The following is a 15,143-nucleotide window of genomic DNA, read 5'->3' as shown; positions in this document are numbered from 1 at the left end:
GCTTCCATCAACGGCTGGAGCATTCACGTGTCTCCCCGCCCTGCCGATGCCGGCTGCACCGGCACCCGGGCGTCGGGCGCGGACACCTCCGGCACGACGGCCGTGCCCGGCAGGCGCAGGCGCCGCAGGAGCAACGCGTTCACCGCGACGATGACGGATGAGCCGGACATGGAGAGCGCGGCGATCTCCGGGCTCAGAGACAGACCGAGCGAGGGGTAGAACACGCCTGCCGCGATCGGCAGAGCGACAGCGTTGTAGCCGATCGCCCAACCGAGGTTCTGCCGCATCTTGCGCACCGTGCCCCGGCCGAGGCGCAACGCCACCGGGACGTCCAGCGGGTCGGACCGCATGAGGACGACGTCGGCCGTCTCGATGGCCACGTCGGTCCCCGCACCGATCGCGATGCCGAGGTCGGCGGTCGCGAGGGCAGGCGCGTCGTTGACCCCGTCGCCCACCATGGCCACTCTGCGGCCATCGCGCTGGAGCTCGGCGACCTTCTCCGCCTTGTCGCCGGGGAGGACCTCCGCGATGACCGTGTCGATCCCGAGCTCGTCTGCGATACGCCGTGCGGTCGACTCGTTGTCGCCCGTGAGCATCACGACGCGCGCCCCCGCATCGTGCAGCGCGGCGACGGCGGCGGGAGCGGTGGGCCGCGGTTCGTCGGCGAGGGCGAAGACGGCGACGGCCCGGCCGTCGACAGCCACGACGATCGCTGTGCGCCCGGCCGCCGCGAGGCGGTCCCGCTCGGTGTCGAGTGACCCGAGCGTGACGCTCTCGGCGACCATCAGGCGGTCGTTCCCGACGACGACGCGTCGGCCGCCGACCTGCGCGGTCGCACCGTGGCCGGGCACGTTGACGAAGCCCGTCGCGTCCACCGCGGTCGCCCCCTCGGCCTCCCCGTAGCGGGCGATGGCCCGAGCGAGGGGGTGCTCCGACTCCCGCTCGACGGAGTGCACGAGCGCGAGCAGCTCCTCCTTGTCGATGCCGTCGATGACGACGTCGGTGACTTCGGGCTGGCCGACGGTGAGAGTCCCCGTCTTGTCGAGCACCACCGTGTCGATGCTCGCAGCGGCCTCCAGCGCGGACGCGTTCTTGAACAAGATGCCGCGCTTGGCGCCCAGCCCGGTGCCGACCATGATCGCGGTCGGTGTCGCGAGGCCGAGCGCGTCGGGGCAGGTGATGACGACGACTGTGATGGCGAAGAGCATCGCCGTGGGCGCGCTCGCGCCCGCCAGGATCCACACGAGGAAGGTCGCCGCCCCACCGGCCAGCGCGACCAGCACCAGCCAGGACGCGGCCCGGTCGGCCAGCCGCTGCCCGGGCGCCTTGGAGTTCTGCGCCTGCTGCACGAGGGCGACGACCCGAGCCAGCGCGGTGTCGGCCCCGACCTTGGTCGCCCGGGCGCGCATGACGCCGGTCGTGTTGATCGACGCACCGATCAGCTCGTCACCGACCTGCTTCGCCACCGGCAGGCTCTCCCCGGTGACCATCGACTCGTCCACCTCGGACTCGCCGGACTCGACCACGCCGTCGACCGGGATCTTGGAGCCCGGCCGGATCAGCAGCAGGTCTCCGACCTGCACGTCGCTCGTCGGCACCTCGACCTCGACGCCGTCCCGCACGACGACGGCGGTCGCAGGCGCCAGCTCGAGCAGCGTGCGGACCGCGTCGTTCGCCCCGCCTCGGGCGCGCATCTCCACCCAGTGACCCAGCAGGACGAAGGTGGCCAGGACGCTCGCGGCCTCGTAGAAGACCTCTCCGCCGCCGGTGAGCGTCACGCCCAGGCTGTAGAGCCACCCGGTCCCGACGCCCACTGCGACCAGCACCATCATGTCGAGCGTGCGCGCACGCAGAGCTCGGTAGGCGCCGTCGAAGAAGATCCAGGCGGAGTAGAAGATGACCGGCAGCGACAGGAGCAGTGCGAAGACGTCGTCGCGGAGCCCGAACGGAGCAGGCGCCGTGAACCCGATCAGCTCCCGGCCGATCGGTGACCACAGCGTGATCGGGACCGAGAGCACGAGCGCGACGAGGAAGCGGTTCCGCATGTCCCGCGCCATCTCGGCGATCGAGCCGCCGCCATGGTGCCCGCCGTGCCCCATGGCGTCGTGCGGGGACGGCGTCACCTGCGTGCCCTGGCCGTGACCGTGTCCGTGGGAGTGGTCGATCGCAGTCGTTCCGTGGGCCGCACCGTGGTGGTGGTCGGACGTCTGGACGGTCACAGCCTCGGGAGGGGCTCCGGCGGCGCTCGACATCGGCTCGCACACGTGCGCCGGCACGGACTCACCCCTGCAGTGGTACCCGCACTCACGGACCCAGTCGGTCAGCTGCGGCACGGAGGTGCGCCTCGGGTCGAAGGTCACGCTGGCGGTCTGCGCCGCAGCGTTAGCGTCGACCGCGATCACACCGGGCCGGCGCGACAGCGCCCGCTCGACCGATGCTGCCGACGTCGCCCAGTGGAGCCCTCCGACCTCGAGGACGGTCGTCTGGTGGTCCATGGCCGTGTCCCTTCAGTCGTCGATCCGGTCCGCATGCCACGGCGTCCCGTCATCCGGGACACCGAGCGCGGATACCCCCAGGGGGTATGTCGACGTTAACGCGGCGCCCCAGCCGCTTACTCCCGCCCTTCCATGAAGATTCGATTGAGCCTCACGCGCGGTCCGCCTCGGCGGCGACCTTCCTCAGGTAGCGCTGATCCCTGCCGATCGACGAGACCGAGGAGGTGTCTCGTGGACGCGATCGTGGGTATCGCCCAGCGCATGGCGGAGATCCGCAGCAGTCTGCAGGCCGTCACTCCGACTACCGCGGTAGCCAGCCATCGGGCAACCAGCGGCTCCAGCAGCGCGACGGCCTTCGCTGCGGCGCTCGAATCCGCCGTGACGGCGTCGTCGCCTGCCTCGTCCGCACGGAACGCTGACGGGGTTCCCGCCGACCTCGCGCGCTTCGGCAACGGGAGGATCCCCGCGGATGCCCTTGCACCTGTCGGCTCGTCGGGCCACCGTCTCTGGGCCCCTGCAGCGCAGGCGTTCGGCGAGCTGAGTGCTGCGGCGGCACGAGACGGCGTGCGCATCGGCGTCACCGACTCCTATCGCTCCTACGACGCGCAGGTCGACGTCGCCGCGCGCAAGGGCCTGTACTCGCAGGGCGGACTCGCCGCCGCGCCCGGGACGAGCCCGCACGGCTGGGGGCTCGCCCTCGACCTCGACCTCGACGCCCGCGCCCAGGCCTGGATGCGTGCCAACGCCAGCACGTACGGCTTCGAGGAGGACACGCCGCGCGAGCCGTGGCACTGGGTCTACTCACGCTGAGGCGGTCCGCTCGCCTTGAGCGAGTCTTCATCTGTCGTCGCCCGTGCCTTGATCTCGGCCCGGCAGCATCGAGGAGTGCGACCGTCCGGTCGCGGCTCTGGAGGTGCCCACCATGCCCGACGTCGTGTCGTCACTCGGTGTGTGGGTGGTCGTGCCGGTCGTCCTCGTGGCGGTCGCAATCGCGGTGTGGGCGATCGCCCGCCTCTTCCCGACGCGGCCACGGGGGGCCTCCGAGCGCCCGTGGTCGGCACACCGCCGCTGACGTCCGTCAGGCCGCCGGCAGTCTCACGGTGAAGGTGGCGCCGCGACCGGGCCCTGCGCTCGCCGCGCGGATCGAGCCGCCGTGGGCCTCGACGAGCGCCTTGCTGATGGCCAGGCCGATGCCCGAACCGCCGCTCGCACGGTCCCGCGCCGTCCCGACCCGGTAGAAGCGGTCGAAGACGTGCGTGAGGTGCTCAGGCGGGATGCCCTCACCGGTGTCCGTGACGACGACGCGGACACCGTCGCCCTCACGTTCGGCGCGGATGACGATCTCGCCGCCGCTCGGCGTGTGGCGCAGTGCGTTCGTCACAAGGTTGTCCATGACCTGGGACATGCGGTGACGGTCGGCGAGCACCGCCGGCAGTCCGGGCGTCGCAGTGCCGCTGAGCGTGACGCCCCGAGCCGCTGCCCGTTCCTGTGCGGCGTTCACGGCGGCGTCCACCAGATCCCGTGGCGGCGTCGGCTCGGCCTCGAGGACGACGTCACCCGCCTCCGCGTGCGTCACGGCGGCGAGGTCGGCGGCGAGCCGGGTCAGCCGGTCGGCCTGCTCGTGAAGGACGGCGATCGTGGTCGCGTCGAGCGGTTGCACACCGTCCTCGACCGCTTCCAGGTAGCCCTTGATCGTGGCGACCGGCGTCCGTACCTCGTGCGCGAGGTCGGCGAGCAGCCGTCCGCGCAGCCGTTGCGCCTCCTCCAGCCGGTCCGCCAGGCGGTTGAACGACTCGGAGAGGTCGTCGAACTCCGTCCCCAGCCCGGGTGACGGAACGCGGACGTCGTAGTGGCCGGCGCCAAGCGAGGTGGCGGCCGTCGACACCGCCGCCAGCGACCCGCCGATCCGCCTCGTGAGGACGAGGCTCACCGCGGCCGCCGCTGCGCCCGCGGCCACGAGGGCGATGGCGGACGCGACCGTCGTGGCGGACGTGAAGGCCTCCTCGACGTGCATGTCCGCCATCGCGTGGTCGGAGATGCCCGCGCGCATCAGGTGCTCGTGGAACACGGTGGGACCCACCGCCGCGACGACGATCCAGGCCGTCGCGGCAGCTGTCGCCAGGACGATCCCGATCGCCACCAGGAGCCGCGACGCCAGGCCGAACCGGCGCGCCGAGCGCGTCACTCGCCAGTGCCGATCCGGTAGCCGACGCCACGCACAGTGCGGACGAACCGCTGTTCCTTCGCGGTGTCACCGAGCTTCTGCCGGACATGGAGGACGTGCACGTCGACGAGGTGATCGTCGCCGACCCACCCCGCACCCCACACCACGTCGATCAGGGCTCGGCGCGAGAGGACGATGCCGGGCCGCGACGCGAGCGCGGTCAGGATGTCGAACTCGGTCCGCGTCAGCTCGATGCGGCGCCCGTCGAGGTGCGTCTCGCGGGCGTCGACGTCGACGCAGAGCGGGCCGATCTGCAGGGCGAGCGCGGCAGGTGCCGGTGTCGACGTCGACTGCCGCGGGCGCCGCAGGAGCACGTTCACGCGCGCCATCAGCTCACGCGGGCTGAACGGCTTGGTGACGTAGTCGTCGGCACCGACGGAGAGCCCGATCAGAGTGTCCACCTCTTCCGCTCGCGCGGTGAGCATGACGACGTAGCAGTCGGTGAAGGTCCGGAGCTGGCGGCACACCTCGATGCCGTCGACGCCCGGCAGCCCGAGGTCGAGCACCACGACATCCGGATCGACCTGGCGGACGACCTCCACGGCCTGCGCGCCGTCGTGACAGACGGTCACCTCGAACCCGTCGCGCTCGAGGTATCCACCGACGAGCGTGGCGAGGGCGACCTCGTCGTCGACGACGACGGCACGTCGCGCGGCGACGGGTGCGGGTGTGGACGTCATTGCTCCATCTTCGGGGACCGTCGACCGGTGTCCCGGGACTTCACGAAACCTTGATCGAACGGCGAGCGGTCCTTCGAGGCGCCCGGGCGAGGCTGGGTCCGTCAGAACGACCCGAGGAGCCCCTGTGCCGGTCCACGCCCGTCCACCCGTGCGGATCACTGTCGTCCAGGCGCAGGCGTGCCACCTGTGCGACGACGCGAAGGCCGTGCTCGCCGAGCTGGCGAAGGACCATCCGATCGTCGTCGACACCGTCGAGGCCGAGTCCGACGCGGGCCGCGAGCTCGTGGCGCGGCACCGGCCGCCGCTCGCGCCTCTCGTCCTGGTCGACGGGGTGTACTTCTCCGCCGGGCGGCTGCCCCGCCGCAAGCTGGAGCGCACGCTCACCGCACGCCGCCACGCGTTGCAAGGGGCACAGGCCTGATGGGTACCGAGCTCCTCGCGACCGGCAGCATCCTGGCCGCGTTCTTCGCCGGCGGCGTCGCACTCTTCGCGCCGTGCTGCATCGTCTTCCTTGCACCGTCCTACCTCGCAGGGGCGGTCAAGAACGCTCGCTGGCGCCTGCTGCCGCTGACGTTCGTCTTCGCCGCCGGGCTCGCCGTGGTGCTCGTGCCGATCACGCTGGGCGTGAGCGCGCTCGCCGGTGCGATCGCGCGCTACCACGCGCCTTTGTACTGGGCCGGGGGAGTGCTCATGCTGGCGCTGGCGGCGCTCGCCTTGTCCGGGCGCATGTGGTCGTTGCCGTCGTTCGTCCGGGCACCCGACACCGCCCGGGGAGACACGGCCAGCTTCTTCGCCCTGGGGGTCTTCTCGGGCATCGCCTCCTCGTGCTGCGCGCCGGTCCTCGCGGGCGTCATGACGCTGTCCGCCCTCTCCGGCTCGTTGGCCGGTGGGTTCGCGCTCGGCCTCGCGTACGTCTTCGGGATGGTGTTCCCGCTCTTCGTCATGGCGCTCCTGTGGGACCGCGCGCGGCTGGGGGAGCGGCGGCTGCTGCGCGCGCGTGTCGTCCGGCTGCACGCTGGCCGGTTCACGCTCGTGACGAACACGATCAACGTCGCCGTGGCGATCGCCTTCGCGATCATGGGGCTGCTCGTCATCGCGCTCGCTGCGAGCGAGGACATGACTGGTGGGACGTCGGCACAGGACGCCGCCAGCCGCGTCCTGACACGGACGTTCGGCGCCGTGCAGAGCTGGCTCGCTCCCGTCCCCGAGGTCGTGCTCGGCATCGGGCTCCTCGCGCTCGCCGGGGCGTTCGCCTGGGGCGCGTTGGTGGGCCGCCGTACCGGGACTTCGAGCGCGGGTGCGGCGACCCCCAAGGCGGAGCGGTCAACGGCTCCCGACGCGGACACGGTCCTGCACGAGCCGACCTGCCATGAGTCGGCGGCACCTACGACGGAAGGGCCCACACGATGACGTCCGGAACCGCCGCACGACGGCGTGAGGAGCGCGAGCTCGCAGCTGCGCGAGCCCGTGCGGCAGAGCAGCGAGCCGAACGGCGCGCCAGGCTGCGGACCTGGGTGCTGTGGGGCGTGGGAGCGGTCGTGGTCGGTGTCCTGGTCGCGGCCGGGCTGCTGTCGTCCCGGCCGACAGCCTCGAGCGAGGTTCGTGAGGCCCCGCCGTTCACGCTGCCCACGTCCGACGGCTCCGAGGTTTCCCTGGCCGACTACCGTGGCGAGCCCGTGGTGCTGTACTTCAACGAGGGGGCCGGCTGCGACTCGTGCCTGCAGCAGATGGCCGAGATCGAGGAGGACGCCGACTTCGCCGACGCCGGGATCACCGTCCTGCCGATCGTCATGAACACCGCCGACCAGATCAACGCAGACCGCGAGCGTCTGGGGGTGGAGTCACCGTTCCTCCTCGACGACGGCACCGTCTCCGAGGCGTACGGCACGCTCGGCACCGGCATGCACGAGGGCCTTCCGGGGCACGGCTTCGTCCTCGTCGACGCCGAGGGCCAGCAGGTGTGGCAGGGCGACTACCCGTCGATGTGGCTCGCACCCGACGACCTGCTCACCGAGGTCCGACGCCACCTCTGACCCGTTCCGATCCATCACCACCATCAAGGAGAAGCGCATGTCCTGCTGCCAGCAGAACGACCTCACCGAACCGGAGAGCACCACCACCGAGCCTCAGCGGTGCTGCAGCTCGTCCGAAGCCGCCGCGAGCGGATGCTGTTCGCAGACGCCTGCCGCCTAGGTCCGCACCGACCGCACCGTCCCGACGTTCAGGAGATCCCCATGACCACGACCGCACGCCGCCGCCTGGTAGCCGCAGCGGCCGCCACGACCCTCGCCCTCACGCTCGCCGCATGTTCCGGGGGCGACGCGTCCGAGGGCACCGGCGCCGGCGAGTCGCCGACCACCGCCGAGACCTCCCAGACCGAGGCGCACAACGCCGCCGATGCCCAGTTCGCGCAGATGATGATCGTCCACCACGAGGGCGCGATCGAGATGGCGGAGCTCGCCATCGAGCGCGGCGAACGACCCGAGGTCGTCGCCCTCGGGGAGCGGATCTCCGCGGCCCAGGGCCCCGAGATCGAGCAGATGACCGGGTGGCTCGAGACGTGGGGCGAGCCCGGTCCGGACGAGATGGGGCACGGCGGCATGGACCATGGCGGCATCGACATGGACGGCATGGACCAGGAGGGCGCGATGGCGGACCTCGAAGCCCTCTCCGGAGCGGACTTCGACCGGCGCTTCCTCGAGCTCATGATCGAGCACCACAAGGGCGCCATCGAGATGTCCGAGCAGCAGCTCGAGGACGGCGAGAACGCCGACGCACTCGCGCTCGCCCGCACGATCATCGACGCGCAGACTGCGGAGATCACGGAGATGACGAACCTGCTGAGCGACATCTAGTCAGCGCACGAAGAGGGCCGGCTACCGCGGGTGCGGTGGCCGGCCCTCTCGTCGTCTCAGCCGTCCTGGCAGACGGTCGCGCCGGTCGGTGCCGCTGGTCGCCCGCCGGGCGGTCGTCAGCCCAAGCGGATGAAGGTGGGGCTGGACTGCCAAATCTCGCGCAGCTGGATGGTCTTGCCAGGTCGCGGGGAGTCCACCTGCATGTCGCCGCCCGCGTAGATCGCGACGTGCCCCGGAGACCAGATCAGGTCGCCCGGCTGCGCGTCGGCACGGGACACGACCGTCCCTGCGTAGCGCTGCTGGCTCGACGTCCGCGGAAGGTTGATGCCGACCTGCGCATAGACGTACGACGTGAAACCCGAGCAGTCGAAGCCGGCGGGAGTCGTGCCGCCCGACACGTACGGCACGCCGATGTACCGCATGGCGATCTCGACCACCGCACTTCCGGAGGCGCTCGCCGGCACCTCCACGGCAGGGGCCGCGGCCGCCGGTGCGGCAGCGGGGGTGGCGGCGCGGCGCTCCTGGGAACGGCTGGACGCCGTCGCCCGGGTCTCGGCCGGAGCCGGGGCTGGAGGGGGAGGCGGGGCGACCGCGGTGACGACGGGAGCGTCGAACGTCCATGTCGCCTCGGCCGGCGCCGTGACGACCCGCGCACCGATGAGGGCGCGGGCGGCCGCCGTGGCGGCGTCCGTGTCGACTCCGCCGATCGACTGGGCAGACTCGCGCGGGTGGTTGGCGTAGGTCGGTGCGGCAGCGAGCCCGAGGGCGAGGCCGGAGGCGGCAGCGACGGCGACGGAGCGTCGACCGGCTTCGTTCATGCTGTCGGTGGAACGGACCACCAGGTCATCGAGGGCCGTGCGTGGACGACGGGCCGCGCGGTGGCGGGAACTCGCGGAGCGAGCGGGCATGGAAGAACCTCCCGAACGCCTGCGAGGTTAGCTGTCGGGTTCGGGCGGAAGTCTCCCGGCCACGTCGTGGCTTCACCCCGAGGGCACCGTGGTGCCCGCACTCCTGGGTCCCCCGTCCCTGCCTCTCGTGCTCGATGTGCGGCCTCGGGGTCGGCAGGGTTCGGCGCCCACCGAGGACGTGCCGGCGGTGCACCGGCAAGTCGAGGCTAGACGAGCGTCCGCGTTCGCCGACCCCGCCGACACGAAACTCAACGGGATCTTCATAGAAGGAGACCAAGGGCCCAGACGGCGTTCGCTGCGCACGCTGGGGGAGGTGACTTCATCAAACCTTGAGCAAATCGCGGCGCCGCTCGGCACGGCTCGGGTGAGGCTGGTCATGCGCGGGCCGCGACCTCGCCAGCGCACCTCCTCCCGCCATCGATCAGGACGACCTCATGAACCGCATGCCCCGCCGCGCCGTGGCGGCTCTGACCACGCTCGTCGCTGCGGCCCTCCTGACCGCCTGCTCTGACGCCGGCGGTCAGCCGACGCCAGCGGCGCCGGTGACCACGGCGAGCGACGGGCACGCCCATTCACATGACGACGTGAGCTCGGGATCGCCACTGCCCGGTGAGCACGTGCACGGTGTCGCGATCGACCCGGGCGACGGTCGCGTCTACCTCGCGACACACGAAGGACTGTTCCTGCGCGACGGCTCGGGGTGGACCAGCGTCGGCCCGGTCATCGACCTCATGGGCTTCACCGCGGCCGGTCCCGGGCACTTCTACGCTTCCGGCCACCCGGGCGCGGGAGTCGACCTCCCGAACCCGGTGGGGCTCATCGAGTCGACCGACGCAGGGGAGACGTGGCAGCCGCTCTCACGCCAGGGGGTGTCCGACTTCCACGCCATGACCGCGTCGCAAGAGGGCGTGGTCGCGTTCGACGGCTCACGCCTGGAGAGCACGGGAGACGGCACGACGTGGCGTCCGCTCCCCGTCCCGGTCCCGCCCTTCGCGATGGGCGTCTCGCCCGACGGCGCAACCCTCGTGGTCACCAGCGAGTCCGGCCCTGTGCGGTCCACGGACGGCGGGGCACAGTGGGAGAAGATCGCCGACGTGCCGCTGCTGCAGGTGGTCGCGTGGGCCGATGACGACACGGTGGTCGGGGTGACCCCGGACGGGGTCGTAGCGGTGAGCGAGGACCGCGGGGCCACGTGGGAGCAGAAGGCGGAGGTCGAGGGTCCGCCCCAGGCTCTCGCCGCAGTGCGAGCGTGGGACGGCTCGCTCCGCGTCGTCGTGATCACCCAGGGTGGCGCCCTCGAGTCGCGCGACCTCGACGCAGGGTTCGCGCCGCTCAGCGACGGCTGAGCCGTCGAGCGGATATCCACGGATTCTTCATGGGATAACCGGGGTGCGTGCGGGGTCGGTCACCAACAGTGGTGCGGAACCCGACACCCGACCGTGGGAGAGCACTCATGTGGACCTGGACCCGTCGACGCAAGACCGCGCTGCTCGCCGTGAGCCCTCTCCTCCTGGCGGCGTGCGGCGCGGCGACCGCGAGCCCTGCCGGCCTGGACTCACCCTTCCCTACCCTTTCGCGGACAGCGGACGCTGGGGTGTCGGGCACGGTCTGGGTCGCGAACGAGGGTGCCGACAGCCTCTCGGCGATCGACGCTGCGACCGGGAGGGTCCTGACCACGGTCACCGGAATCCCGAGCCCGCACAACGTCCAGGCCAGCCCCGACGGGGCGACCGTGTGGGCGGTCAGCGGTCACAACAACGCGCTCGTCGCACTCGACGGTGTGACCTCGCGGCTCCTGATGACCGCCGCTACAGGCGCGAGCCCTGCACACGTGGTCGTCGGTCCGGACGGATCGTCGGTCTATGTGACCAACTCGGGCGAGGACACTCTCGCTCGGTACGACGCCACCACCGCGAGCTCGATGGGCACGGTCGCCCTCAGTGCGGGACCACACGGTCTGCGGCCGAGTCGTGACGGGGCAGCGCTCGTCGTGGCCGGAACGACGGCGGGCGCGATCGACGTCGTCGACCCGCAGAATCTGACTCGCACGACGAGCATCGCCGTGGGCAGCTCGCCCGTGCAGGTCGCCGTCTCCGACGACGGCAACTTCGCGTACGTCAGTCTCGCGGGCGAGAGCGCTGTGGCGAAGGTCGACCTCGTCCGCCACGAGGTCGTCCAGAAGGTCACCGTCCCGACGCCTCCAGTGCAGCTCTACCTCACGCCGGACGGAGCCCGGCTCCTCTCTGCCGACCAGGGCACCGCCGACGCGCCAGGCGACACGGTGTCGATCATCGACGTGGCGACCATGTCGGTGACCGCGACGGTGACAACGGGAGCCGGGCCGCACGGGGTCGTCGTCGACCCGAGCGGGCGTCTCGCCTGGGTGACCAACCTCTACGCCGACACGGTCTCGGTGCTGGACCTCACGAACCTTGCCGTGACCGCGACGATCACGGTCGGGGACATGCCGAACGGGATCTCGTTCTCCCCGGTGACGGCCACGGGGGCCTCTGCCGACACCGCGGTAGACGTGCCGGACTACTCGACCGACGCGGCGGGCGACGAGGGTGACGGGGGTGACGACGCCGGGCACGGACACGGCGAAGGCGATCACCACGGCTGAGCGGTGCGTGCCAGGCGGTCACCGCCCGGGAGGTGAGCGGCGCAGCGGGGCCTTCCCGAGCGGTGTTCGCGGCAGTGTCGCGACCTCGTCGACCCGAATCCGATGGCCGTGCAGCTCCGGGCGTGCCTCGAGGCGTCGTCGGATCGCGTCGACGGAGAGCGCGTCGCCGCCATGGGGCACGACGAGGACACGGATCTCGTCCGGTGCCGTCTCCGCGAGCTGCCACATGTCGACGGCAAACTGCTCCACCACGTTCCTCAGCAGCGCCGTCAGGTCGCCGGCGTGGGTTCGTCCGGCCGCGCTCAACGTGTCCTCGGCGCGGCCTTCGAGGGTCTCGAGCAGCCGGTACGGCCGCCCGCACGGGCAGTCACCGGAGCCGATCGCCACGCGGTCGGACAGCTCGTACCTGATCAGCGGCACGGTGCGTGAGAAGAGCACCGTCACTAGAAGGCGCGCTCCGGTGGTTCCCACGGGAACCGGCGCCCCTGCGGCATCGACCGGCTCGACGATGACGAGGTCGTCGTACAGGTGGCGCCGGCCGTGCTCGCACGTCGAGGCGATGCCGGCTGTCTCCGTGGCGGCGTAGACGTCGAACGGCGCCGTGTTCCACGCGGTCGTCATGACCCGCGCCGCGCTCTCGCTGAGGACTTCGGAGGCAGACATGACCGCCCGAGGCCGGATGCGCAAGGACCCGTCGATCTGCGCCAATGCAAGCGGCCGCAGCGCTGAGGAATAGCCGACCAGCACCTCGGGTGCAAAGGCGTTGAGAGCGCTGACGGTCTCGCTCAACGGTGCCGTCGCGTCAAGCCGCAGCGAGCGGATCAAGGGCGAGCGGGCCGACGCTGCGACCACCGCGCTCTGGTGGGTGGGGTTGCGCGAGCTCACCACCGCCATGCGAACCGGTCGCATGCCTGTGGGGGTACCCGCCCAGACGGTCGCCCGTGCGTAGGACGCCAGCACAGTCGCCCACTCCTGCTCGTCCCAGACGAGGACTGCGCGCACACCTGTCGTCCCCGCGGTAGCGGCTGTGCGCCAGCGGCGGCGCCAGCGCGCGCCGGGGTCGCCGCTCGAGTCGCTCAGCTGCCGGAGGTGCTCCTCGATGGCTGCGAGCGTCATGTCCCGCGTGGTGAGGACGTCGTCGAACGCGTCCATCAGCACGGGCTTCGTGACGGGAGGCAACGCCGACAGCGGTGCATCGAGGAGCCCTGCGTGGTGGCGCTCGTAGAACCTCGACCGGGTCACCGCCCACCGGCGCAGCTCCGCCAACCGCTCTTGGCGGTAGGCGTGGACCTGCTCACGCGACCACCGATCCCGGTGCGCGAGCCGGCGTCGTTCGGCGAGTGCCCGCACGACGACTTCGACGTCCATGGGGCCTCCTCCGTCGATCCGCCCCGTTCGATCCTGCTCTCGCCGGGTTGAGGACTGATCACGGTGCTCGTGAGGTCGGGTCAAGGCTGCGACGCCTCACGATCGGCGGCGCAGCACCTCCGCCGTCAGCTGCGGGACGACCTCGAACAGGTCGCCCACGACCCCGAAGTCGGCGATCTCGAAGATCGGTGCGTCGGGATCGTTGTTGATGGCGACCACGACGCCCGCCGACTGCATGCCACCGCGGTGGTGGACGGCTCCCGAGACGCCGGCACCGACGTAGAGCGCCGGGCTCACGGTCGCACCGGTCTGCCCGATCTGGGTGTCGGCGGCGATCCACCCTTCATCCGTGGCGACACGAGTCGAGCCCACCGCACCGCCGAGTGCGGCGGCGAGCTCCCGCAGCGGCCCGAAGTCTCCGCCGGTACCACGGCCGCCCGCGACGACGACCCGGGCGCTGGAGAGCTTCGGACCCTCCGCCGCGACGCTCGAGGTCCGAGAGATCAGGCGCAGCCCACGCAGTTCATCGCCCTCGGGCAGCCGATGCCGATGAACCGACGGCTCTGTAGGAGCGTCGTGCGCAAGCACGTGTGACGACTCCGGACGCAGCGTGACGACGCAGCGCTCAGCGATCGACTCCGCGACGACGGACCACATGGACGCGAACGCGAGCTGTCCGGCCACCAGGCGACCGTCGGCGCCGCGGCCAAGGGACCGCGCATCGAGGAGGAGTCCGGCACCGAGCTCACGGGCGGCGAGCGCGGCGATCTCGGCGTTCCGCGGACTCGCCGCCAGTACGACTGCCGTCGCGTCCGCGGATGCGGCGACCCCGGTCAGCGAGCGCGCGACGGTTGGTGCGAGAAGCGCCACGTCAGCTGGCGCCTCGACAAGGTGCGCGGCCGCGACGCCGTAAGCGGCGAGCTCCTCGAGCGCCCCTTCAGGGCCGGCACCGACGAGAACAGCGTGGACCGGCCCGAGGTGACGAGCCACGGCCAGGATCTCCCAGGCAGACGGCGCGACCCCTCTGTGGTCGTGGTCAACGAGAACGAGGACCGGGTCAGGCTGCGTGGTCATGGTCGTGCCCCTCAGATGAGTTGGTTGGCGGCGAGGAAGTCGGCGATGCGCACCCCGGCATCGCCCGTGTCGGTCAGCAGCACGCGGCCGTCCCGCGGCGGGCGGAGCGCGCTGGTCGCAACGCGCGTCCGGGCGCCGGACCGCCCGACCTCGTTCGGAGCGATCGCGAGGTCGGCGAGCGTCCAGAGCTCGACGGACTTCTCTCGCGCGGCCTGGATTCCCTTGAAGTTCGGGTACCTCGGCTCGTTCGCCCGGTCCGTCACGCTGACGACGGCGGGAAGCGGTGCCACCAGCGTCTCCTCGGCGTCCTCGAGGTGACGACGAACCTCGAGGCTCGCGCCTGCGACGTCGATCCGCGCCGCGTGGGGCGCCGTCGGCCAGCCGAGCTCGGCGCCGAGCAGCGCCGGCAGCACGGCCATCTGACCGTCCAACGACGACGTTCCCGTGAGGACGAGGTCGACGGGCGCTCGTTCACCGACGCGGCGTACAGCCGACGCGAGTACGCGTGCGGTCGCGAAGACGTCCGATCCCTCGAGTGCCTCGTCGCGAACATGGACGCCGTGGTCGGCACCGACCTGCAGGCCCCGACGAACCGCGTCCTCGGCCGCAGCTGGTCCCATCGTCAGGACGGTGACCTCTCCGCCGTTCGCCTCGACCAGGACGAGCGCTGCCTCGAGCGCGTACTCGTCGAGCTCGTTCAGCGTGCCGGCATCCTGCTCGCGGTCGACGCGGCCGTCCTCCGTGAACCTCCTGTCCGACTGGACGTCGGGGACGTGCTTGACGCACACCACGATGTGCACCTACTGCTCCTCTCGGTCACCGCTCGCGCGGTCGCGACCTGCTCGACCGCCCGCCCTCCGGATCGAGGTCGGACCCGGGCGCGACGACCGTACGAGGAGCGGTCCTGCCAGGAACC

The 15,143-nt window shown here is 71.6% G+C and carries 14 protein-coding genes and 1 riboswitch; of the genes, 7 read left to right on the top strand and 7 right to left on the bottom strand.

The window, feature by feature from the left end; translation table 11 throughout:
* Window positions 1-23: 23 nt before the first annotated feature.
* Window positions 24-2,495, bottom strand: a complete 2,472-nt coding sequence (locus tag OMK64_RS03520) for a heavy metal translocating P-type ATPase (protein ID WP_272726588.1) — start codon at window positions 2,493-2,495, stop codon at window positions 24-26.
* 231 nt (window positions 2,496-2,726) lie between these two features.
* On the opposite strand from OMK64_RS03520, the gene OMK64_RS03515 reads away from it, so the two are divergent.
* Window positions 2,727-3,305: a M15 family metallopeptidase gene (locus tag OMK64_RS03515; RefSeq protein ID WP_272726587.1), complete on the top strand. Its 579-nt coding sequence runs from the start codon at window positions 2,727-2,729 to the stop codon at window positions 3,303-3,305.
* A gap of 268 nt (window positions 3,306-3,573) precedes the next feature.
* Here the strand turns inward: OMK64_RS03515 and OMK64_RS03510 are convergent, their stop codons facing one another.
* Window positions 3,574-4,680 (bottom strand): sensor histidine kinase, encoded by a 1,107-nt coding sequence (locus OMK64_RS03510; protein WP_272726586.1) that lies wholly within the window; start codon window positions 4,678-4,680, stop codon window positions 3,574-3,576.
* Window positions 4,677-5,399 carry a response regulator gene (locus OMK64_RS03505; RefSeq protein WP_168676316.1) on the bottom strand — a complete coding sequence of 241 codons (723 nt, stop codon included), beginning with the start codon at window positions 5,397-5,399 and terminating at the stop codon, window positions 4,677-4,679. The genes OMK64_RS03510 and OMK64_RS03505 overlap by 4 nt, the downstream gene beginning before the upstream one ends.
* 148 nt (window positions 5,400-5,547) lie before the next feature.
* Between OMK64_RS03505 and OMK64_RS03500 the strand changes: the two genes are divergently transcribed.
* The 4 genes from OMK64_RS03500 (at window position 5,548) to OMK64_RS03485 (ending at window position 8,254) form a co-directional block, all read left to right on the top strand.
* Window positions 5,548-5,820 carry a thioredoxin domain-containing protein gene (locus OMK64_RS03500; RefSeq protein WP_272726585.1) on the top strand — a complete coding sequence of 91 codons (273 nt, stop codon included), beginning with the start codon at window positions 5,548-5,550 and terminating at the stop codon, window positions 5,818-5,820.
* A complete protein-coding gene (locus OMK64_RS03495) occupies window positions 5,820-6,809 on the top strand; it encodes a cytochrome c biogenesis CcdA family protein (protein ID WP_168676312.1) in 990 nt (329 codons plus the stop codon). The genes OMK64_RS03500 and OMK64_RS03495 overlap by 1 nt, the downstream gene beginning before the upstream one ends.
* 128 nt (window positions 6,810-6,937) lie before the next feature.
* Window positions 6,938-7,432 (top strand): peroxiredoxin family protein, encoded by a 495-nt coding sequence (locus OMK64_RS03490; protein WP_272726584.1) that lies wholly within the window; start codon window positions 6,938-6,940, stop codon window positions 7,430-7,432.
* 201 nt (window positions 7,433-7,633) lie between these two features.
* Window positions 7,634-8,254 carry a DUF305 domain-containing protein gene (locus OMK64_RS03485; protein ID WP_272726583.1) on the top strand — a complete coding sequence of 207 codons (621 nt, stop codon included), beginning with the start codon at window positions 7,634-7,636 and terminating at the stop codon, window positions 8,252-8,254.
* 116 nt (window positions 8,255-8,370) lie between these two features.
* Here OMK64_RS03485 and OMK64_RS03480 read toward each other — a convergent pair whose 3' ends face one another.
* The gene (locus OMK64_RS03480) at window positions 8,371-9,162 is read right to left on the bottom strand and encodes a C40 family peptidase (protein ID WP_272726582.1); all 792 of its coding nucleotides are present in this window, start codon (window positions 9,160-9,162) and stop codon (window positions 8,371-8,373) included.
* A 1-nt stretch (window position 9,163) separates the two neighbouring features.
* Window positions 9,164-9,328, bottom strand: a riboswitch (cyclic di-AMP (ydaO/yuaA leader).
* A gap of 268 nt (window positions 9,329-9,596) precedes the next feature.
* Here OMK64_RS03480 and OMK64_RS03475 point away from each other — a divergent pair.
* Complete coding sequence (locus OMK64_RS03475; protein WP_272726581.1) at window positions 9,597-10,508, top strand: F510_1955 family glycosylhydrolase; 912 nt, start codon at window positions 9,597-9,599, stop codon at window positions 10,506-10,508.
* A 107-nt stretch (window positions 10,509-10,615) separates the two neighbouring features.
* Window positions 10,616-11,785 carry a YVTN family beta-propeller repeat protein gene (locus OMK64_RS21180; protein ID WP_306469213.1) on the top strand — a complete coding sequence of 390 codons (1,170 nt, stop codon included), beginning with the start codon at window positions 10,616-10,618 and terminating at the stop codon, window positions 11,783-11,785.
* 18 nt (window positions 11,786-11,803) lie between these two features.
* Here the strand turns inward: OMK64_RS21180 and OMK64_RS03465 are convergent, their stop codons facing one another.
* From OMK64_RS03465 to OMK64_RS03455, 3 genes are all read right to left on the bottom strand, one after another.
* Window positions 11,804-13,153 carry a phenylacetate--CoA ligase family protein gene (locus OMK64_RS03465; protein WP_272726579.1) on the bottom strand — a complete coding sequence of 450 codons (1,350 nt, stop codon included), beginning with the start codon at window positions 13,151-13,153 and terminating at the stop codon, window positions 11,804-11,806.
* Between the two features lie 96 nt (window positions 13,154-13,249).
* A complete protein-coding gene (locus tag OMK64_RS03460) occupies window positions 13,250-14,227 on the bottom strand; it encodes an electron transfer flavoprotein subunit alpha/FixB family protein (protein WP_272726578.1) in 978 nt (325 codons plus the stop codon).
* An 11-nt stretch (window positions 14,228-14,238) separates the two neighbouring features.
* Complete coding sequence (locus OMK64_RS03455) at window positions 14,239-15,027, bottom strand: electron transfer flavoprotein subunit beta/FixA family protein (RefSeq protein ID WP_272726577.1); 789 nt, start codon at window positions 15,025-15,027, stop codon at window positions 14,239-14,241.
* Window positions 15,028-15,143 lie beyond the last annotated feature (116 nt).

Origin of the sequence: Cellulomonas fimi, assembly GCF_028527925.1 — a bacterium.
GTDB classification, from domain to species: Bacteria; Actinomycetota; Actinomycetes; order Actinomycetales; family Cellulomonadaceae; genus Cellulomonas; species Cellulomonas fimi_C.
The sequence above is the reverse complement of the archived record's forward strand: the minus strand, read 5'-3'. Positions and strand labels throughout refer to the sequence as shown.